We start from the raw sequence: 20,517 nt of genomic DNA on the forward strand, positions 1-20,517 counted from the left end.
TGCGCCCTGGGCGCTTTGGCGGGGTGGCCCGGCCAGGTGCTCGCGGCACGCCGGCCCGTCCTCTGCGAAGATCCGGTGCATGGAGAAGTCCCTGGATGCAGCTCTGGTGTGGTTCCGTCGCGACCTGCGGGCCCACGATCATGCGGCGCTCTACCACGCGCTCAAAGCCGCGCGGCAGGTGTGGTGCGTGTTCGTGTTCGACCGCGACATCCTCGACCCCCTGCCGCGGGCCGACCGACGTGTCGAGTTCATCCGTGACAGCCTCGCGGAACTCGACGAAACGCTGCGCCGCCTGGCCGCGGAGGCCGGTGTCCCGGGCGGCGGCCTGATCGTGCTGCAGGGGCGCGCGGAGGAGGAGATCCCTCGCCTGGCCGACGCGCTGCATGTGCAGGCGGTCTACACCAACCACGACTACGAACCGGCTGCGCGCGAGCGCGACGCCCGCGTGCTGGGCCGGCTGGCCGATCTCGGCATCATGCTGCACACCTCCAAGGACCAGGTGGTCTTCGAGACCAGCGAGGTGCTGACGGCGGCCGGGACCTGCTACAGCGTTTTCACGCCGTACAAAAACGCCTGGCTGAGAAAGCTCGACGCCTTCTATCTGCGCCCCTATCCGGTGTTGCCCTATGCCGACGCCTTCGCCCCGCTGCCGGAGGGCCGCCGGCACGGCGTGCCGACACTGGCGCAGCTGGGCTTCGAGCTCACCAACCTGCGCAGCCTGCAACTGCCCACCGGGACGCACGGAGCGCTCGAGCTGCTGGACGATTTCCTCGAACGCATCGATCGCTACGACGAGGCGCGCAACTTCCCGGCGCAGAAGGGCCCGAGCTATCTCTCGGTGCACCTGCGTTTCGGCACGCTCTCGATCCGCGAGCTGGCCCGGCTGGCCTGGGACCGCATGCGTGCCGGCTCGCGGGGGGCCGAGACGTGGCTCTCGGAGCTCGTCTGGCGCGACTTCTACCACCAGGTGCTGCACCACCATCCCCAGGTGGTGCAGCACAGCTACAAGCCCGAGTACGACGCGATCCGCTTCGAACACGGCAAGCACGCCGACCGGCTCTTCGCCGCCTGGTGCGAGGGCCGCACCGGCTATCCCCTGGTCGATGCCGCGATGCTGCAGCTGAACCAGACGGGCTACATGCACAACCGCCTGCGCATGGTGACGGCGAGCTTCCTGGTCAAGGACCTGGGGGTGGACTGGCGCCGCGGCGAGCGCTACTTCGCGCTGAAGCTCAATGACTACGACCTGGCCGCGAACAACGGCGGCTGGCAGTGGGCCGCCTCGACCGGCTGCGATGCCCAGCCCTACTTTCGCATCTTCAACCCCGTCAACCAGAGCCGCAAGTTCGACGCCGAGGGCCGTTTCATCCGGCGCTACCTGCCGCAACTGGCGAAGCTGCCCGACACCGCCCTGCATGCGCCGTGGATGGCGCGGCCGGTGGAACTCGCCGCCGCCGGCCTGGTGCTGGGCAGCGACTACCCGGAGCCCATCGTCGCCCACGAGGAGGCGCGCCAGCGGACCCTGCTGCGGTACGCGGCGGTGAAGTCGGTGGCCCCGCCGATGCGCGGCTGACGGGCCGAGTGCGGCGCGGCGCCAGCGCTCAGAACAGTTCGATGTCGCCGACCTTGGCCGAGTCCTTGAGCAGGCCCCGGCGCACCAGATCGCCATAACCGCAGACCTGGTTCCGGCCGTGCTGCTTGGCGTAGTAGACCGCCTGGTCGGCGCGCTCGAAGGCGGCGGTGGGGGCGTCACCGGGCTGCACTTCCGTGAAGCCGATGCTCGCAGTCACCCGCCCGACCTGCGGGAAGCCATAAGTTTCCATATTGAGGCGCAGACGCTCGAAGGCGCTGGCGGCGTCCTCCTCGCTGGTGCAGCGCAGCAAGGCGACAAACTCCTCACCGCCGAAGCGGTAGAGGCGGTCCTGGAAGCGGAAGGTGCTGCGCAGGATGCGTGCGACCAGCAGCAGCACTTCGTCGCCGATCAGGTGGCCGTAACGGTCGTTGACCAGCTTGAAGTGGTCGATGTCGACCACCCCCAGCCAGTGCCGCGGGACGGGCGCCTCGCTGCGGCGCTCACCGTTGCCGGTGCCGGCGGCCGGATTCTGCGCGTGGGCCGTCTTCAGGAAGGCTTCGTCGAAGGTCTTGCGGTTGAGCAGGCCGGTCAGGGTGTCGCGCTCGCTGTAGTCGAGCAAGCCGTGGAAGTTGCGGTAGATGCGCAGGATGCTGTTGACCATGCGCTGGGTCGGCTCGGGCAGCGGCTGCGGCGTGCTGACCTCGATCGCGCCGATCGCGTCGGCCTCGGCGAACAGCGGGAGCAACAGCAGGTGCCGGTCGCCGCGGACACCGGCCACCGGCGCCTGGCTCTCCACGCATTGCTCACGCAAGGGCTCACTTTCGCGGGCCGGCAGGTCCTCGAAGGCCACCCAGGGCGGATCGGAGACCGCCGTCACCTGCCCCTCGTCCAGGCGGGCACGCAGCAGCCAACGCTGCTGCCCCGGCTCGCCGACGAGCTTGTGGACCTGCACGCTGCACGGAGACAGCAGGTCCATCAGTGCATGCGCAAGTGTCACGTCGAGCAGGTCCCGATCGCGATAGCCGGTCAGCGCGGCCAGGTGGTCGATGGCGGTCGTCATGGGCAGTATTCAGCGTAACGACAACGGCGCCGGGACGGCTGCACGAACGAGCTTCGTTTGCATCAAACCGCAACAGACGCCGCCGTCATGTCCGCAGTGTAGCGACCGATGAGCGCCAGCAGTTCTTCTTCGCTGTAGGGCTTGCCCAGGTAGTGGTTCACCCCCAGCTCGGCGGCATAGTCGCGGTGCTTCTGCGCGATGCGGGAGGTGATCATGATGACCGGCAGGTGGGCCAGGCGCGAATCGCCGCGGATGTTGCGCACCAGGTCGAAACCGTCCATGCGCGGCATCTCGATGTCGCTGAGCACCACGGCCGGCCGCTCGTCGGCCAGACGCTCCAGCGCCTCCAGACCGTCCTTGGCAAGCGACACGCGATAGCCTTCGCGGGTCAGCAGGCGCTGCGTCACGCGGCGCACCGTCAGCGAATCGTCGACCACCAGCACCAGCGGGGTGAGCGGGGTCTCGGGCTGGACCGGCTGGGCCAGCAGCGCCGCCTGGGCGGCCGCCTCGCCGGCCGGTGCCTGCAGCGTCGCCTGGGTCATCGCGCGGGCCGCTTCGCCGTACACGGTCGCCAGCGCCACCGGGTTGTAGATCAGCGAGACCGCGCCGGACGCCAGCAAGGTCATGCCGGCCAGGCCGGGCAGGCGCGAGAGCTGCGGGCCGAGGTTCTTGACCACCACTTCCTGGTTGCCCAGCACTTCGTCGACGTGCAGCGCGACGCGCTGCTGCGCGCTGCGCACCACGATGATGGGCGCCGAGCGGCCGATCTCGGCGCCGCGGCCGCTGGACTGCAGCAGCGCCCCCATCCAGAAGAAGGGGATCAGCTGCTCGCCCATGGCGTAACTGCCGGTCTCGTAGCCGCGTGCCAGCTCGGTGAGGCTGCCGCGGCGCACGATCTCGACCAGGTGCGAAGGCACGCCCACCACCAGCTGGCCGCAGCGCAGCATCACGATCTGCGTGATCGCGGTGGTCAGCGGCAGCACCAGTTTGAAGCTGGTGCCCTGGCCGACACTCGTGGCCGTCTCGATGCGACCGCCCATCGCGTTGACGTCGGAGCGCACCACGTCCATGCCGACCCCGCGGCCGGCCAGCTCGGTCACCGTCTCGGCGGTCGAGAAGCCCGGCGTGAAGATCAGATTGGCAAGTTCGGCGTCGCTCGGCTCGCTGCCGGCCTCGACCAGTCCCATGCTCAGCGCGCGCTGACGGATGCGGCCGAGGTGCAGACCGGCACCGTCGTCGCGGAACTCGATCGCGACTTCGTTGCCTTCCTGCTGGACGGCCACGACGATCGTGCCGACGGGGTCCTTGCCGGCCTCGGCACGCACCTGGGGCGATTCGATGCCGTGGGTCACGCTGTTGCGCAACAGGTGCTCGAAGGAGCCGGTCATCCGCTCCAGCACGCCGCGGTCGACTTCGATCGAGCCGCCGACGATGTCCAGCCGCACCTGCTTGCCAGTTTCCTTGGCCGCCAGGCGCACCACGCGGTAGAGGCGCTCGGACAGGCCTTCGAATTCCACCATGCGGGTGCGCAGCAGGTCGTCCTGCAGGTCGCGCGTCAGGCGGGCCTGGGCGGCCAGTTCGTCTTCGGCCGTTTCCAGGGTGCGCTGCAGCGTGCGCTGCACGGTGGCGACGTCGTTCACCGACTCGGCCATCATGCGGGTGATTTCCTGGAAGCGCGTGAAACGATCGAACTCCAGCGGGTCGAAGTTGTTGCCCTCGGCCTTGGCGGCCTCCATGCGGGACGTCATCTGCGTCTCCGCCTGCAGCTCGATGTCGCGCAGCTGCTGGCGCAGGCGCTCCAGGTTGTCGGTCAGGTCGGACAGCGAGCCCTTGATCTGCGCCACTTCGGATTCCAGGCGGGCCCGGGTGATGCTGACCTCGCCCGCCTGGTTGACCAGGCGGTCCAGCAGCTGGGCGCGCACGCGCACCGCAGCGTGGCTGGCGCCGCCGGCGGCACGCACGGCCACGCTCGTGACGGCGCCGCTACCAGCGGCAAAACGCGACCAGTCGATCTCGGCCGCATGAGCGGTGACGGCGGGCTCCTCGCGCTCCTGCACGGCGGCGGGCGCGGGAACCGAGGTGGCAGACAGCGCCTCCACCGGCGTGGCAGGCGCCGCCGGGGCCTGCGCCGCCGGCTGGGCCGGAACCACCGCGGGAGCCGGCGCCGGTGCCGCCACCGGCGTCGTCGGGATGGAGGCGGTCGCGTCGGCATAGGCCTGGGCGTCGTTGGCTCGCAGCGCCTCGAACACGGCGTTCAGCGCATCGACCCGGGCCTGCAGGGGCTCCAGGTCGGCGCCCTGGATCTCGCCGCGCACCAGCAGGCGCTCGATGCCGGTCTCCAGCCGGTGCGCCATCTCGCCCAGACGCATCGCGCCGGCCAGGCGGGCACCGCCCTTGAAGGTGTGCAGCGTGCGCATGCAGGCATTGGCATGCTTCAGCTCGTCGGGTGCGTCGACCCAGTCGCGCATCTGGCTGGCCAGCTGGGGCAGCAGATCCTGGCCCTCTTCCTCGAAGATCGGGAAGAGGTCGGCGTCCACGGCATCGACCTGGTCGATGTCGTCGTCGATGTCGATGCCGCCGGGCAGGCCGGTGACGTGGGTCGGTACGGCCGTCGTGCGGCTGTCGAAGGCGGCCAGTTCCTTGAACTCGGTGCGGCCGAGCTCGATCGGCGCCACGACCGGCGCGGGCTCCGCATAGGACGGCGCCGGCGCCACCTCAGCGACCGGCGCCGACGGGGGCTCGGCCAGGGCATCGGCTGCGGATTCGTCGAGGGCCGGCTCGTCTTCGGCCGACAGCAAGGGCTCGGGCGCGGGCTCGGCCACGGGCGCTTCGGCCTCTGCCGGCGCTTCGGCGGCGGGCTCGACCGGCGCCTCAGCGGCCGGCGCCCATTCGACTGGCAGCTGGGCGCCCGGCTGGTCGGCCGGCAACTCCACCGCCATCGGTTCGACCGCCAGGGACTCGGCATCGGTGACCGGGGGCAGCACGTCGCCCTCCTCGATCGGCAGCGCCGCCTCGGCGTCGGACTCTGCCGCCGTCTCTTCCAGCGGCAGCGGCTCCAGCAGGCCTTGCGCGGTGTCGAAGCCCACGGTGGTCGATGCACCGGAGTCGCCCCTCAGGCGGGCGTTCATTTCCTCGAGCTGGCGGGCCGACTCGATCTCGTGGGCCGCCAGGCGCTCCAGCAGCGCGGGTGTCGGCTCTTTCAGGAAACCGGCAGCGAACTGGTGCAGCAGGTGGCGGATCTCCTCGGCCACGTCGACGAACAGGCGCGCCTCGTCGGTCGAGCCGGTGCCCAGTGCCTGGGCGCGCATCAGTGCGTGCTCCAGCTGGCGCGCCAGCTGCGAGAGGTCGGTAAAGCCCACCGTCGCGGAGCTGCCAGCCAGGGAGTGGGCCAGCGCGATCGGCGTCTCGCCGATCGGGCGATGCAGCTCCATCGCCCATTCGGCGACCTCGGTGGTCAAGCGGCGCGACAGCTCGTCGGCCTCGGTGAGGTAGATGTTGAACAGCGGGATGCTGATGCGCAGCGGGCCGACCACCTTGACCTGGTCGCTGATGGCCTCGGCGGACGCGGGGGTCTCCTCGCGCTCGGTGCGGGTCACGGGCAGCGGCACGACGTTGTCGGGCAGCGCCTCGATGTCCTCGGCACCCTCTGCGGGCCGCTGGGCCTGGGCATTGCGCAGCGCCGCCACCAGGTCGGCGCCGGCACCGGCCGCGAACTCGGCGCTGGACGCTTCCAGGCCCGGGAGGTCGAGGTCGAAGTCGATGTCCAGACTCGGCATGCCGGTGTCCGGCTGGCCGTCCTCGCGACGTGCCTCGACCGGCTGGGCGGCGTCGAAGGCTTCCAGCGCGTCGAGCGGCAGCTCCTCGATCTCGGCCGCCGGCACGTCGGCCTGGGCCTCGCCCTCGAGGCGGATCTCTTCGCCGAGCGGCGGCAGCTCGGGCGCCAGCGTCGGTGCCGGCGCGGCCGCGCCGCCCTCGAAGGCCGACAGGTCGATCCCCAGGTCGGCGATCTCGGGCAGGGCCGGCGCTTCCTCGGCCGGCACCCCTGCACCGGACTCGGCCCGGTGTTCGTCGGCGGTCCCGGGTTGCTCGGCCGCCGGCGCGACGACGATCTTCTGAGCCGGCACGGGAGCCGGCGCCGGGTTCGCAGCGACTGCGACGTCCAGGGGGATGCGCCGGCCTTCCAGGCGCAGCGTGTCCGCCACCTGGCGCACCGGGGCGCTGTGGTGGGTGGGCGGCGTGACGCGGGCGGCGATCTCGTTGATCCAGGAGGCCAGGTAGACCAGCACCTCGCCGGTGAGCTCGCGCAGGTCGTCGTCTGCCGGGCGCTGCTCGGCCAGCCACATGTTGTAGAGCTGCTCGCAGGCCCAGCCGGCTTCGCCGAAGTCGTTCAGGCCCACCATGCGGGCACTGCCCTTGAAGGTGTGGAAGGAGCGGCGCACCACGGTGAGCTGCTCGATGTCGTCCGGCGTGCTGACCAGACTGTCGAGGGCCTCGCTGGCGGCGGCCATGACGTCGCGCGCCTCTTCGAGGAAGATCTCGCGCATCTCGTCGTCTTCTTCCAGGCCGGAGCTGGTGGCCGGCGCCGGCGAGGGACGCGGGGGCGGGGGCGCGATGGGCTCGGGTTCGAGCGCGACGGGTTCGGAGGCGGTCGAGACGAAGTCGGCCATCGCCTGGGCCACCTGCTCGCGGGCCTCCTGGACGTCGGCCTCGCCGGCCTCGACCTGGGCCACGGCTTCCTGGGCGCTCGACAGCGTGGCGATCAGGGCCGGCTGGTCCGCGACGATGGCTTCCTGCGAGAGCTTCTGCAGCTCGGCCGAGACGGCCTCCAGCGGCACGTCCTCGCGCACCGCTGCTTCGGCCAGGGCCTCGGCCTGCTCGATCAGGCGCGGCTCGACCAGCATCAGGTTGGCAGTCCCGCCTTCCTCGGCCGGGACCGGCGCACCGGTATCGCTGCGGCCCATGACGGGCTTGAGCTCGCCACGCTGCGCGTCGAAGACGAACAGCGACTTCGCCATCTGCGGCTGGTAGCTGAGCATGTCGATCAGGAAGCCCAGGGCACCCAGGTTGCCGGCCAGACGGTCGAAGGTGCCGGCCTCGGCGGCGCGTACCGGATCGACCTCGGTGGCGATCAGCTCGTCGACCACCTCGCGCATCTTCAGCACCGCGTGCGAAGCCTGGTCCAGACCCAGCACCGACAGCACGCCGCGCATCGCGGCGAGCTGGTTGGGCACCGGCATCAGGACGTTGCGGTCGGTCGGGTCACGGAAGAACTGGTCGATGTTCTTCTCGGCCTCGGTCAGCGAGTTGCGCAGCTCCTGGACGACGCTGCCCATGGTCTGGCGGTCGGACACCCGGCGGTAGAGGTCCTCCATCCAGGGTTCCAGCGGCTCGGGCGGACGGCCCTTGCGGACCGCCTCGATGCGCTGGGCCAGGCGGCTGGTGCGGGCTTCCTGCTCGGGATGGTCGAAGTCGACGTCTTCGAGCGAGGCTTCGAGGTAGAGCACGCTGGTCGCGACTTCCATCGCAAGCGGCGGCACCGGGCTTGCATGGCTCTCGACGGTCTGCTGGACCGCATGCTGCAGGGCATCGGCCAGCGCTTCGCCGGCCGGGTAGATCTTGCGCAGTGAGTCGCCCACCAGGCTGAACTGCTCGTTCAGGCTGGGCAGGCGGTGCATCTCGCCGCCGGCCACGGCAGACCAGGAGTCCTTGGCAGCCGCAACGCGTTTGCGTGCCTGCACCAGCTGGCCCGGGTCGAAGCGGCCGAGCTGGGACACCTCGTAGTTGACCACCTGGTCGTCGCTCAGGCCATAGGCCTTGCGCACCGCGGCCAGGCGCGGCGCAACACGGTCATCGGGCAACGGGCACTGGGCACAGAAGAACAGCAGGTCCTGGGCCAGGCGGTCGCTAACGGCGGACTCGCCGCGCTCCAGCATCGTGAACTGAGCCAGGATGCGCGAGGCCACGCGCTTGCTGTAGACGTCGATCTTCAGCAGGCCCTTGGCCTGGGCTTCGAAAAAGGCGGACGCCAGCTTCCAGAAGGTGGAGACCTGCGGATTGGCGGCGCTGGCGCCGAGGCCGGCGCAGACGTCGCTCATGCGCGTCGCGGCCGCCGGCGAGACGCCGCGCATCAGCGTGAGCAGCAGGCGCTCGAGTTCGGAACGGGTGGCATCGTTGGGCTGCCGGGCCGCGGCATCGCCCGTCGCAGGCAACTCGACCCATTGCCAGTCGACACTCCACAGGTCGGCCGGGTGAACGCGGTCGGCGCCGGCCAGCTCCTGCACCGCGCGGTACTGCGGGAACAGAGCGACCGGGGAGATCTTGCGGCCGGCCAGCACGCGCGACAGGTAGTCGAGCAGGCCGAAGGACGCCTTCTCGATCGCCTCGACGGCCGCCGGGGTGAGCTTCTGGGGTTTCTGGACAAAACGCTGCACCGCCGCTTCGGAGGCGCGCAGTACGCTGGCCGCGGCCGGCATGCCGACCAGCTCCAGGGCGCCGACGCCCTGGTGCAGTTGCTGGCGGGCAGTCCGCAGCACGGCCGGGTCGACATCGTCGACATCCGAGCCGACCACACCCTCGGACTCCTTCAGAAAACGTCTGAGCGCCTTGTGCGCTGACTCGAGCGACTTGCGCAACTCCTCCTGCACCCAGGCCAGGGAGCTCAGGTCGTCGCTCTTGATCGTGTCGCGGTTACTGTCCATCCAGTGCCCCGTCGGGAATGGTTCCGGGGCCTTGCCCCGAAGTATCTTGTCCAAATGCACGCAGGGGCGGCAGCGCCGCCCCCTTTAAGCTCGCGGCCTCAGCCGATCTTGAATCGTGACACAGACTGCTTCAGTTCTTCCGCACTCTTCGACAGTTCGCGCACCAGCTGGGCGGTGGAGCGTGTGCCCTCGCCGGTCTGCTCGGTCACGGCGAAGATGTGCTGAATGTTGCCGGCCACCACGTTGGCCGACTCGGCTTCGCGGGAGGCCTGCGCCGAGATCTGCTCGATCAGTTCGGCCAGCTGGCGCGACACCTTGTCGATCTCGCCCAGCGCGGTACCGGCCGCGTCGGACAGTCGGGCCCCTTCGACCACACCCTGGGTGGAGCGCTCCATGGCGCCCACCGCGTCCTGGGTGTCGGTCTGAATGGTCTTCACCAGCGCCGCGATCTGACGTGTCGCGTCGGCGGAGCGCTCGGCCAGCCGCTGCACTTCCTCGGCCACCACCGAGAAGCCCCGACCGGCTTCACCGGCGGAGGCAGCCTGGATGGCGGCGTTCAGGGCCAGCACGTTGGTCTGCTCGGTAATGTCGGAAATCAGCTCGGTGATTTCGCCGATCTCCTGGGACGACTCGCCCAGCCGCTTGATCCGCTTGGAGGTTTCCTGGATCTGGTCACGGATGGCGTTCATACCGCCGATGGTGTTCTGCACCGCGGCCAGGCCCGATTCGGCGGCATTCAGCGATTGGCGTGCCACCCGGGCCGAGTGCTGCGCTTGCGCCGACACTTCGTTGATTCGGCCGGCCATCTGCAGCACCGACTCGCCGGTGTCGCGGATCTCGCGCAGCTGCTCGGTCGAGGCTGCCAGCAGCTCGGTCGACGTGGCTTCCACCTGCTGCGTGGTCTCGGTCACGCGAGACACCGTGCCCTGCACCTGCGACACCAGGTTGCGCAGCTCTTCCACCGTGTAGTTCACCGAGTCGGCGATGGCGCCGGTGATGTCCTCGGTCACGGTCGCCTGTTGCGTCAGATCGCCCTCGGCCACCGTCTGAAGTTCGTTCATCAGGCGAAGAATAGCGGCCTGGTTGGCGTCGTTGACGCGCTTGGCCTCTTGCTCCTGACGCTCGGCTTCCTGGCGCTGCTGGTCGGCGATCAGGGCGCGCTGACGCTCGCCCTGCAGGTAGACATAAGCGAGGCCGCCAATACCCAGCAGCGAGAGCGCCACCGAGACGAGCAGCAGGGCCACATTCAGGGCACCGAAACCGGCCTCGCCGGACAGGCGTTCCTGCACGGTTTCCAGGCCTTTGCGCAGCGGTTCGCTGTCGGCAATGATGGCCGCCTGGGCTTCACGCGCAGACACCAGGCCCTGCAGGTTGCCCAGAATGGCACCGGCCTGCGTGCGGGTTTGTTCATACAACTGCAGCAGGGCATCCAGGCGCTCCTTGGTCTGCTCGTCCTTGGTGCCGGGCAGGCGCAGCTCGGGGCTGCCTTCGGCCAGGCCCTGGGCAATCTCGCGGAAGGAGTTCAAGTCCTTGCCCAGCAGGAACACCGCCTCGGGGCTGACGCCTTCCATGGTCAGGAACTCGTTGGCCGATTTACCGATACGCTGGGTCAGCATCACGAGCTGGCCGGCCGCGGAGATTTCGGCAGCGGAGGCGTTCTGCTGCAGCTTGAGGGAGGCGATGGTCTCGGCGATTTCCAGCAGGTCGGACGACTGGCGGTTGATGGCGCGCAGCGCCTGGCCCACCTGCGTCAGGATCTGCTGCTGCGAGAGCACCGTGTTGGCGTTTTTCTCGGCGCGGTCGACCAGCGGGATCAGCGGCTCGATGGAGATCTGCACGTCGGCCGACGCGGGTTTCAGATCGGTAGCGGCATCGCCGCTCTGCAGGCCGCGCACGTCGCGCGCCAGCACCGAAGTGCTTTCCTTCACCTCGGGGAAGGCCTGCGGGCTGCCGATCAGCGCCTGCGACACCGACTTCGCCAGACGCTGCGACTGCATCAGCGCCTGACCGGAGGCACGCACCTGTTCGGCGACCTTGTTCGCGGAGGTCTGCGACATCACGGTCACCGCCACCAGGCCTACCAGACCGGCGAAGGTGAAGCCGCCCAGCAGACGCTGCTGCGTGGCCGGCGGCAGGTGACCGATCAGGGGCACCGACACGCGCGGGCCGGCGGCGTCCAGGCCACCGTGCTGCACGCGGGTCTCGGCGAACTCGCCGGGCATTTCCGAAGGCGCCGCCTCGGAGATGATGGAGGAGTCCTGGCTCAAGGTCGATGCGCCGGCACGGTCGAGCGCGAGCGAGCCGTCGGCCCCGGGCAGCGGGAGATCGTCCAGCCGTGGGGAGACCTCATCGTACGCGGCATCCGGCGAGATGCCTGACGAGGACTTCTTGCCCGAACCCTTAAATTTGTTGATGAAACCCATATGTCCCTCTAGCTCACGTCCCTGGGCCTCGGCCCACAATCTTCACCCTGGGCCTCAGCCCACAATCTTCAAAAAGGCCTCGTCGGCAGCCAAGGCACCGAGGCTCAGTTCCTGCCACTTGCGTCCCTGACCATCGCGGTAGAGCCCCCCCACGAAGGACGGCTTGCCGCGCGTCTCCTCGGGTTCCGGCTGCAGCTGTTCCTTGCCGCGCAGGCCCGAAAGCCGCTCCACCAGCAGGGCACAGTTGACCTCGAGCATCGGGTTGAAGGCCACCAGGCGGGCCTGATCACGCACGTTGTCCGTCGGCGCCACGGAGGCGGAGGTGTTCTTGAAGCCGAGGAAGCCGGCCAGGTCCACGACACCGTGCAAGCCGCCGCGCAGGTTCGCCACACCGACAAACCACGATGCAGTGTGCGGCACCGGTACATACCCCGCGAAGGGAAAAATCTCGCCCGCATCCGACAGGGGCAGCAGGAATCCATGGCCGGCAGACTCCACCGCCAACCAGTTCGCGGTGCGGGCCTCGGTGCGGGCCGCCTGCAAACGCTCGGCCAGCCGGCTTTGCAACTCACGCAGCGCTTCTTTTTTCGCCATTCGTCTTGCCTGTGTCCCTGTGTGGTCCAGCGCCCGGCTTCAGCGTGCCGGGCTGCCGACTCAGTCGAAAGCGCGGATCTTGGAGATCAGCTCGTCGGCATCCACCGGCTTCACGACGTAGTCGCGCGCGCCCTGGCGCATGCCCCAGACCTTGTCGGTTTCCTGGTTCTTGCTGGTGCACATGATCACCGGCACGTCCGCGTAGTTGGGGTCGCGGGTGATGGCGCGGGTCAGCTGGAAGCCGTTCTGGCCCGGCATCACGACGTCCATCAGGATCAGGTCGGGTTTTTCCTCACCCAGGCGGCGCATTGCTTCCTCGCCGTTCTCGGCGGTGCGCACCGTATAGCCTTTTTTCGTCAGCAATTCCGACAGGTGGTGCAGTTCGGTCTTCGAGTCGTCGACCAACAGGATCTTCTTGACTGGCATGGCTCTTTCCTCGCTCCGGCCACCCACGGGCGGCCTGTACTACTTCAACGGTTTGATGCAGCAGGGCGCCCGCCGGGCGCCCCTTGATCCGGTCTCAAGCCACCCGGCTGTACTGCTCCACGGCCTGGAGCAGCTGATCCTTGGTGAACGGCTTGGTCAGGTAATCTTCCGAGCCCACCATGCGGCCGCGGGCCTTGTCGAACAGCCCGTCCTTGGAGGACAGCATGATGACAGGCACCTGCGCGAACTTCGGATTGCGCTTGATGATGGCGCAGGTCTGGTAGCCGTCGAGGCGAGGCATCAAGATGTCGCAGAAGATCAGCTGCGGCTCATGGTCGTTGACCTTGGCCAGCGCATCGAAGCCATCCTCGGCCAGCACCACTTCATATCCCCCCTGTTTCAGGAAGATCTCCGCACTGCGGCGGATGGTGTTGCTGTCATCGATGACCAGCACCTTGGTGGCTGTATCCACCGATGTAGCGTTGTCGCTGCTCACTGAGCCCTCTCCTCAACGACTGCCGAAGCCTGCGTGTTCCAATCAGATCTGCACCATCTCGAAATCCTCCTTGCGCGCGCCGCATTCCGGGCAGGTCCAATTCATGGGGACGGCAGCCCAGGCGGTCCCGGGCGCGATACCATGCTCCGGGTCGCCAGCGGCCTCGTCGTAGATCCAACCGCAAATCAGGCACATCCAAGTTCGAGACTCGCTCACTTTGTATCAGTTTCACTACAATGATGCGAGTCATTGTAGCCTTACGAAGACACCAAACTACCTGGGTCTGTGCGAACTTACACGTGATTGTTCACGTAGACTTTGTAACCGCCACCCCCCGCCGAAGCGGCTGCTCATGACCACCGATCCGAATCCCTCCGACCTCACCCAAGACGACACCCAGGACATGACCGGGCCGGCTTGCGTGATGACCTTCAACGCGAACGACCCGAGCGGTGCCGGCGGGCTGGGCGGCGACGTCGCGACGATCTCCGCGATGGGAGCCCACGCGCTGCCCGTCGTCACCGCCGTGCTGCTGCGCGACACCGCCGAGGTCTTCGACCACCAGTCCATCGACGAGGACGCCATTGTCGAGCAGGCCCGCAGCATCCTCGAGGACGCCGCCATTTCCGCCTGGAAGGTCGGCTTCCTCGGCAGCGCGGAGGGCGTCAGTGCCGCCGCCGAAGTGCTGAGCGATTATCCCGATGTCCCGCTGGTCTCCTACCTGCCCAATCTGTCATGGATGGAGGAAGCCGACCACGAGGCCTACCACGAAGCGTTCCGTGAACTGGTGCTGCCCCAGACCGAAGTGCTGGTCGGCAACCACAAGACGCTGACCGATTTCCTGCTGCCGGACTGGGAGGCCGACCGGCCGGCTTCGCCGCGCGAGCTGGCGGGCGCGGCGGCCGAACACGGTGCGCGCTTTGTGCTGGTGACCGGCGTGCAGTTGCCGGACCAGTTCGTCGACAACGTGCTGGCATCCGCCGAAGGCCCCATCACCGGCGAGAAGTTCGAGCGCTTCGACACCTCCTTCGTTGGCGCCGGCGACACGCTGGCCGCAGCACTCGCGGCGATGCTGGCCAACGGCGCCGAGCTGCACATGGCCACCGCCGAAGCGCTGGCCTTCCTCGACCAGACGCTGGACGCCGGCTTCCGCCCGGGCATGGGCTCGGTCGTGCCGGACCGTTTCTTCTGGGCCCAGCCGCCTGCCGAAGACGAGGAACTGCCGCCGGGCGCCGACGTCGATGCGCCCCACGACCCCCGACATGTCCACTAACCTCGCCCTGTTCGAACGCGCCCAGCGCGTCATCCCGGGCGGTGTCAACTCGCCGGTGCGCGCCTTCCGCGCGGTCGGCGGCACGCCGCGTTTCATCCGCCGCGCCGAAGGCGCCTACCTCTTCGATGCCGAGGGCCGGCGCTACATCGACTACATCGGCTCCTGGGGCCCGATGATCCTCGGCCACGGCCATCCGGCCGTGCTGGAGGCGGTGCGCGAGGCGGCCGGCGAGGGTTTGTCCTTCGGCGCGCCGACCGAGCGTGAGATCGAGCTCGCGGAGGAAATCCTCAAGCTGGTCCCCTCGATGCAGCAGCTGCGCCTGGTCAGCTCGGGCACCGAGGCGGCGATGAGCGCGATCCGGCTGGCCCGTGGCGCCACCGGCCGCGCGATGCTGATCAAGTTCGAAGGCTGCTACCACGGTCATGCCGATGCCCTGCTGGTCAAGGCCGGCTCCGGCCTCGCCACCTTCGGCAACCCGACCAGTGCCGGCGTGCCGGCTGAGGTGGTGCAGCACACCCTGGTGCTGGAGTACAACAACCTCCAGCAACTGGAAGAGGCCTTCGCGCTGCACGGCAAGGCGATCGCCTGCGCGATGATCGAGCCGATCGCCGGCAACATGAACTTCGTGCGCGCCGGCCTGCCTTTCATGAAACGGCTGCGCGAACTGTGCTCCCAGTACGGCGCGCTGCTGGTGTTCGACGAAGTGATGACCGGCTTTCGCGTGGGGCTGCGCAGCGCCCAGGGCCTCTACGCCGACCAGTTGCCGGGCTTCCAGCCCGACCTCAGCGTGTTCGGCAAGGTGATCGGCGGCGGCATGCCGCTGGCGGCCTTCGGCGGGCCGCGCGAGGTGATGCAGCAGCTCGCGCCGGTCGGCGCGGTCTACCAGGCGGGCACGCTGTCGGGCAATCCGGTCGCCACTGCCTGCGGCCTGGCGACCTTGCGCGAGATCCAGAAACCGGGCTTTTTCGACGCGCTGTCGGCCAGCACCCGCTCGCTGGTGGACGGGCTGAGCCAGGCGGCGCGCGCCGCGGGCGTGCCCTTCGCGGGCGACTGTGAAGGCGGCATGTTCGGCTTTTTCTTCGCCGACGCGCTGCCACAGCACTACAGCCAGGTGATGGCGACCGACAAGGAACGCTTCAACCGCTTTTTCCACGGCATGCTGGAGCGGGGCGTCTACCTGGCACCCGCCCTCTACGAGGCCGGCTTCGTCAGTGCGGCGCACAGCCGGGCCGATCTGGACGTCACCGTCGCGGCCGCCGCCGAGGCGCTGCGGGCCTGAGGCGGCCCCTCTCCATCAGCGGGCCTTTCGGGGCCCGTTTTTTTGGTCTTCAACAAGCTCCGCCGGAAGTGCCTGTCAAACAAGGCGAGGCAGGTGGAGGGCTGGGCCTGCAGTTCCAGCGCATCTTTCTCGCTCGCATACATGAATGTGTCGCCGAGGTGCTGGAGGTGGGCGAAGGCGTCACCGACACGCGCGTGGGAGATGTCGTGGCCGTGCCCTTAGCAAGGCCGGCTGGCCCTGGCACGCGTCACGACCCGCCTTGACGCCTGGGACAACGCCATCGACGCGTTCCTGTCGCAAAGCAACAAGATCATTGTGAGCCGGCCGAGGGTCGGCCCGGCGCCCACAGCACCTGCATGACAGCCTGCCTCAGCCCTCAGTGCGCCAGGCGCCCGGCCTCCCCGGGTTCGATCGCATGGCACGCGATCACCTGGCTGAACCCGTGGTCGCTGTCCTTGGGCGGCAGCCGTCAGAACAAGGGTTAACCCGAGCTGCACGCCGCGCCACCGGACCCGTGAAACGAGCCGCGCACAGCTTGGCCGCGCGACGCTTCTAGAATCCGGCGATGCACATTCACATCCTCGGCATCTGCGGCACCTTCATGGGGGGCCTCGCCGCACTGGCCCGCGAGGCGGGCCACCAAGTCACCGGCTGCGATGCGGGCGTCTACCCGCCGATGAGCGATCAGCTGCGCGCGCTGGGCATCGAGCTGATCGAGGGTTACGGGCCCGAACAGCTGAAGCTCCAGCCCGATGCCTGGGTGGTCGGCAACGTCGTGTCGCGGGGCAACCCGCTGATGGAGGCGCTGCTCGAGAGCGGCGCCCGCTACACGAGCGGCCCGCAATGGCTGGCGGAACAGGTGCTGCAGGGCCGCCACGTGATGGCCGTCGCAGGCACGCACGGCAAGACGACCACCACCTCGATGCTGGCCTGGATCCTGGAGCACGCGGGTCGTCAGCCGGGATTTCTGGTCGGCGGCGTGCCGCACAACTTCGGGGTGTCGGCGCGCTTGGGGCACGGCGCGCCTTTTGTGATCGAGGCAGACGAATACGACACGGCGTTTTTCGACAAACGCAGCAAGTTCGTGCACTACCGGCCACGCACCGCCGTGCTGAACAACCTGGAGTTCGACCACGCCGACATCTTCGAGGACCTCGCAGCGATCGAGAAGCAGTTCCACCACCTGGTGCGCACCGTGCCGGCCTCGGGCCGACTGGTCGTCAACGGGCGCGAGGAGAGCCTGCAGCGCGTGCTGGGGCGCGGCTGCTGGAGCGAGACCGCGAGTTTCGGCGTCGCCGCGGGTTGGAACGCGGCCGGCGAGCCGCACGCCTTCGACGTGCTGAAGGCCGGTCAGAAGGTCGCGCGGGTGGAGTGGTCCCTGCTGGGCGAGCACAACCAGCTCAATGCGCTGGCCGCGATCGCGGCGGCCGACCATATCGGCGTGACACCCGAGGAGTCGGCGCGTGCACTGGCCGCCTTCGGCAATGTGCGCCGGCGCCTGGAGCTGCGCGGCGAAGCCGCCGGCGTGCGGGTCTACGACGACTTCGCGCACCACCCCACCGCGATCCGCACCACCGTCGACGGCCTGCGCCGCAAGGTCGGGGCCGAACGCATCCTGGCGATCTTCGAGCCGCGCTCGAACACGATGAAGCTGGGCACGATGAAGTCGCAGCTGCCCTGGTCGCTGGAGCAGTGCGACCTGGCGTTCTGCCACAGCGGCGGGCTGGGCTGGGACGCGGCCGAGGCGCTCGCGCCGATGGGCGCCAAAGCTTTTGTCGACGACAGCATCGACGCGCTGGTACAGCGGGTGGTGGCGGCCGCGCGACCGGGCGATCACCTGCTGTGCATGAGCAACGGCAGTTTCGGCGGCGTGCACGAGCGCCTGCTGAAGGCGCTCGCCGCCCGCTCCTGAAAGAACCCGCTCAGCCGCGTGTCATCGTCGCGCGCAGGGCCTCGCTGAGCATCGCGAGGCTGTCCTGCAGATGCGCCTGCGATTCCACCGAGAGGCGGCGGTTGGCGGCCGCGGTGCGCAGCTGCTGCTGCAGCTCGGCGGCGTTCAGGCGCATCAGGCTCAGCGCGTCGGCCGGCAGGCTGGCCGAGCCGCGCGTCAGCAGCGTCACGACCCGCTTGAGGTGCTCGCGCTGCAGGTTGCGGCGCACCCGGTCGATCTCGCCGCCGCGGCGCGTTTCGCTCCACACCGCGTCCTGCAGGGTGCGGTAGACCTCCTGCAGCGAGATGACGTGTTTGGCCGCCGGACCGACATAGTGCGGCAGGTCGAGCAGGCGGGTCGCGACACCCGGGCTCAGCAGGCGCTCCAGTGCCGCGCTCTGCACGTTCAGCACCGCATTGGGCACGCTCACCGGCCCGACGCTGTCGCGGTCGAGGTAGTCAGGCGGCAGGCTGCTGAGGAACTCGGGCCGGAAGCGGAAGCTGTCGGCGCTGAAGATGCCGCGCGCCAGCAGCTGCAGCGCCTGGCGCTGCTTGGCCGGGTCGACCGGCGTGTAGGTGCGGCGTTTGGTCGTGCCGGGCAGGTCACGCACCTGCACCATGCCACCGATGTACTTGCTGGCCAGCTCGGTGGTGCGGTTGAGCTGGCGGAAACCACTCATCAGCAGGCGCCGCTGCAGCAGCGGGTCGCCCTCGCCCTGTGGCACCACACTCTGGGTGCGCTGCCACAGCTCCTGCGAGAGCTTGAGGCGCTTCTCGGCATAGGCCAGCGGGTCATCGCCGAGGTCGAAGCGGTTGGCCAGCGGGTCGATGCCCTCGAAGCCGGCGAAACCGCCGGCGTCGTAGTCGTCGGCATAGGCCAGCGCCGGCTCGGTGCTGCGCGCAGCGATGCGGGCCAGCTCGCCAGCCTCCTGCTCGGGGGCGAGCGGCTTGTAGGCGTATTCAATGGCCCAGTAGTCGTAGGGGCCGAGGCTGTTGTTGTTGTAGGCGCCTTGCTGCTCGCCCTTGAGCGCGAGGTTGAAGGCGTTGTAGTCCATCACGGAACCCGACACGCCGTGCTCACGCGTGTAGCGGCTGTCACCGAGCAAGGAGCGCCTGACGGTCGTCGAGGCCTTGAAGTTGTGCTTGAGTCCGAGCGTGTGGCCGACCTCGTGCATGATCGTGTCCTTGATGACCGACTGGACGAAGGCCTCGGCCTCGGGGCTGTCCGGGCTCAGCTCGCCGCGGGCTTCCAGCGTGTCCATCACGAAGTCCATCTCGGCGGCGTTCTCGAGCGCGTAGTTGCAGTCCTCGTGGCGTTCCTCGTGGCGATGCGCGGCCCCGGCAGCCGGCTCCTGGCGCGACGCCACCGCATGGCCCTTCTCCTCCACGATAAAGCGGCGCGCGCTGCGGCTGAAGACATCGGCCATCGAGATGTCGGCGTCCAGGATCTCGCCGGTACGCGGGTCGGAATGGTGGGGGCCGCGGGCGAAGCCGGCATCGGCGCCGACATACCAGCGAATCGAGGCATGGCGGCTGTCCAGCGTGTCCCAGTCGGCATCGTCAGGCTGTTGCTTCACGACGATCGCGTTCTTGAAGCCGATGCGCTCGAAGGCCTTGTTCCACTCCAGCACGCCGGCTTCGACCGAGGCGCGGTAGCGCTGCGGGATGTTCTTGTCGAGCCAGTACACGATAGGCGTCGTCGGCTCCGAGAGCGCAGCCGTCGGGTCCTTCTTCTCGAGCCGCCAGCGGTTGATGTGATGCACCCGCGGATTGGACTTCAGGTCGGTCGAGACGTCGGTGTAGGCGTCGGTGAAATGGCCCAGGCGCGGGTCGGCCAGGCGCGGGCGCATGGGTGTCTCGGGCAGGCGCGTGAAGTTGTAGACGAAGCCGACGAAAAAGCTGCGTGCGTCCGGTGTGGTGGACGGCGGCGTGGCGCCGCCGCCGGGCAGCCGCGGCGTGGAGAAATGCATGCGCACATTGAGCGTCGTCGCATCGGCGCTGACCCAGCTCTGCTCGAAGAAGGAATTGGCCCGGTCGAAGCTGTAGGAGGTGCGGAAGGCCGACTCGATGCGCGAGGAATAGCCCGAAATGTCGCCGAGCAGGAAGCTCGCGTCGACCAGCACCGAGCGACGCTCCGAGTGCTCGGCGCTGACAACCGGCGTGGCGCCGAGCAGGCTGTCGGAGAAACCCTGAGCGAGGGCCCGCGCCAAAGGCTGGTTGCCCTCGGCGCGGTAAGCGGTGTTGCGCGCCAGCAGCTGCATCTGGTTGCCCACGCGGCGGAAGCTGGCGACCCAGCTGTCGCCCATCTGGCTGGCGTAGAGACCACGCTCGCCCACCGAGCTGTGCACGTTGACGGACAGCAGGAAGGGCTGGTTCAGGCGGGACTCGGGGATCTCGAGCCAGACCTTGTCGTCCTTGCGCCAAAGCGGGAAGTAACCCTCGCTCGCCGTGGCGCCGCGGATCACGTCCGAGAAGGCGCGCAGCCCCGAGTTGTCGGTGCGCATCGGCGAGGGGGCGACCGGGCGGGTGGCGGCCGCCGTCTCGGCCGGAGCGGGCGGGTGCACGGCCCCCGGCTGGGGCGCGGGCGGCACCGTCATGGTGGCGCAGCCCCCAAGGCTCAGCAGGGCGAGCAGCCCCACGCGCAGCGGCCAGCGCATCAATTTCTCGTTCACGTTCCAGACCCTCTCACAACCCGGTGGCCGAAGCCCACCCATGACGAGTCAGTATAGAAATCCGTCCGCGGCGCAACACATCCCTAGAACCCCC

At 68.9% G+C, this 20,517-nt stretch carries 12 protein-coding genes; 4 read left to right on the plus strand and 8 right to left on the minus strand.

What is annotated here, in order from left to right:
- The first annotated feature begins 79 nt into the window (after window positions 1-79).
- Window positions 80-1,573 carry a cryptochrome/photolyase family protein gene (locus OOT46_RS06170; RefSeq protein ID WP_265402713.1) on the plus strand — a complete coding sequence of 498 codons (1,494 nt, stop codon included), beginning with the start codon at window positions 80-82 and terminating at the stop codon, window positions 1,571-1,573.
- Between the two features lie 28 nt (window positions 1,574-1,601).
- Here the strand turns inward: OOT46_RS06170 and OOT46_RS06175 are convergent, their stop codons facing one another.
- The 7 genes from OOT46_RS06175 to OOT46_RS06205 form a co-directional block, all read right to left on the minus strand.
- A complete protein-coding gene (locus tag OOT46_RS06175) occupies window positions 1,602-2,633 on the minus strand; it encodes a GGDEF domain-containing protein (RefSeq protein WP_265402714.1) in 1,032 nt (343 codons plus the stop codon).
- Window positions 2,634-2,695: 62 nt separating this feature from the next.
- Window positions 2,696-9,331, minus strand: coding sequence for an Hpt domain-containing protein (locus OOT46_RS06180; protein ID WP_265402715.1), 6,636 nt, complete (start codon window positions 9,329-9,331; stop codon window positions 2,696-2,698).
- A 98-nt stretch (window positions 9,332-9,429) separates the two neighbouring features.
- Window positions 9,430-11,754 (minus strand): methyl-accepting chemotaxis protein, encoded by a 2,325-nt coding sequence (locus tag OOT46_RS06185; RefSeq protein ID WP_265402716.1) that lies wholly within the window; start codon window positions 11,752-11,754, stop codon window positions 9,430-9,432.
- Window positions 11,755-11,808: 54 nt separating this feature from the next.
- Window positions 11,809-12,348 (minus strand): chemotaxis protein CheW, encoded by a 540-nt coding sequence (locus tag OOT46_RS06190; RefSeq protein ID WP_265402717.1) that lies wholly within the window; start codon window positions 12,346-12,348, stop codon window positions 11,809-11,811.
- Window positions 12,349-12,408: 60 nt separating this feature from the next.
- Window positions 12,409-12,774: a response regulator gene (locus OOT46_RS06195; RefSeq protein ID WP_265402718.1), complete on the minus strand. Its 366-nt coding sequence runs from the start codon at window positions 12,772-12,774 to the stop codon at window positions 12,409-12,411.
- Window positions 12,775-12,868: 94 nt separating this feature from the next.
- Window positions 12,869-13,270, minus strand: coding sequence for a response regulator (locus OOT46_RS06200; protein WP_322114236.1), 402 nt, complete (start codon window positions 13,268-13,270; stop codon window positions 12,869-12,871).
- A gap of 42 nt (window positions 13,271-13,312) precedes the next feature.
- Window positions 13,313-13,465, minus strand: coding sequence for a rubredoxin (locus OOT46_RS06205; RefSeq protein WP_265402719.1), 153 nt, complete (start codon window positions 13,463-13,465; stop codon window positions 13,313-13,315).
- Between the two features lie 157 nt (window positions 13,466-13,622).
- Between OOT46_RS06205 and thiD the strand changes: the two genes are divergently transcribed.
- From thiD to mpl, 3 genes are all read left to right on the plus strand, one after another.
- Window positions 13,623-14,543, plus strand: a complete 921-nt coding sequence (gene thiD / locus OOT46_RS06210; protein ID WP_265402720.1) for a bifunctional hydroxymethylpyrimidine kinase/phosphomethylpyrimidine kinase — start codon at window positions 13,623-13,625, stop codon at window positions 14,541-14,543.
- A complete protein-coding gene (gene hemL, locus OOT46_RS06215; RefSeq protein ID WP_265402721.1) occupies window positions 14,533-15,822 on the plus strand; it encodes a glutamate-1-semialdehyde 2,1-aminomutase in 1,290 nt (429 codons plus the stop codon). The genes thiD and hemL overlap by 11 nt, the downstream gene beginning before the upstream one ends.
- Before the next feature lie 565 nt (window positions 15,823-16,387).
- The gene (gene mpl / locus OOT46_RS06220; protein ID WP_265402722.1) at window positions 16,388-17,734 is read left to right on the plus strand and encodes a UDP-N-acetylmuramate:L-alanyl-gamma-D-glutamyl-meso-diaminopimelate ligase; all 1,347 of its coding nucleotides are present in this window, start codon (window positions 16,388-16,390) and stop codon (window positions 17,732-17,734) included.
- Between the two features lie 10 nt (window positions 17,735-17,744).
- On the opposite strand, the gene OOT46_RS06225 is transcribed toward mpl, so the two are convergent.
- On the minus strand, window positions 17,745-20,423 hold the full coding sequence (locus OOT46_RS06225; protein WP_265402723.1) for a zinc-dependent metalloprotease: 2,679 nt from the start codon (window positions 20,421-20,423) through the stop codon (window positions 17,745-17,747).
- Window positions 20,424-20,517 lie beyond the last annotated feature (94 nt).

This window comes from Aquabacterium sp. A7-Y (assembly GCF_026153205.1).
Lineage (GTDB): Bacteria > Pseudomonadota > Gammaproteobacteria > Burkholderiales > Burkholderiaceae_C > Caldimonas.

Bases quoted from the DNA above. Each gene is read 5' to 3' on its own strand.
- hemL (WP_265402721.1), top strand. From the start codon at position 14,533: ATGTCCACTAACCTCGCCCTGTTCGAACGCGCCCAGCGCGTCATCCCG.
- OOT46_RS06190 (WP_265402717.1), bottom strand. From the start codon at position 12,348: ATGGCGAAAAAAGAAGCGCTGCGTGAGTTGCAAAGCCGGCTGGCCGAG.
- OOT46_RS06180 (WP_265402715.1), bottom strand. From the start codon at position 9,331: ATGGACAGTAACCGCGACACGATCAAGAGCGACGACCTGAGCTCCCTG.
- OOT46_RS06205 (WP_265402719.1), bottom strand. From the start codon at position 13,465: ATGTGCCTGATTTGCGGTTGGATCTACGACGAGGCCGCTGGCGACCCG.
- OOT46_RS06175 (WP_265402714.1), bottom strand. From the start codon at position 2,633: ATGACGACCGCCATCGACCACCTGGCCGCGCTGACCGGCTATCGCGAT.
- mpl (WP_265402722.1), top strand. From the start codon at position 16,388: ATGCACATTCACATCCTCGGCATCTGCGGCACCTTCATGGGGGGCCTC.
- OOT46_RS06185 (WP_265402716.1), bottom strand. From the start codon at position 11,754: ATGGGTTTCATCAACAAATTTAAGGGTTCGGGCAAGAAGTCCTCGTCA.
- OOT46_RS06195 (WP_265402718.1), bottom strand. From the start codon at position 12,774: ATGCCAGTCAAGAAGATCCTGTTGGTCGACGACTCGAAGACCGAACTG.
- thiD (WP_265402720.1), top strand. From the start codon at position 13,623: ATGACCACCGATCCGAATCCCTCCGACCTCACCCAAGACGACACCCAG.
- OOT46_RS06170 (WP_265402713.1), top strand. From the start codon at position 80: ATGGAGAAGTCCCTGGATGCAGCTCTGGTGTGGTTCCGTCGCGACCTG.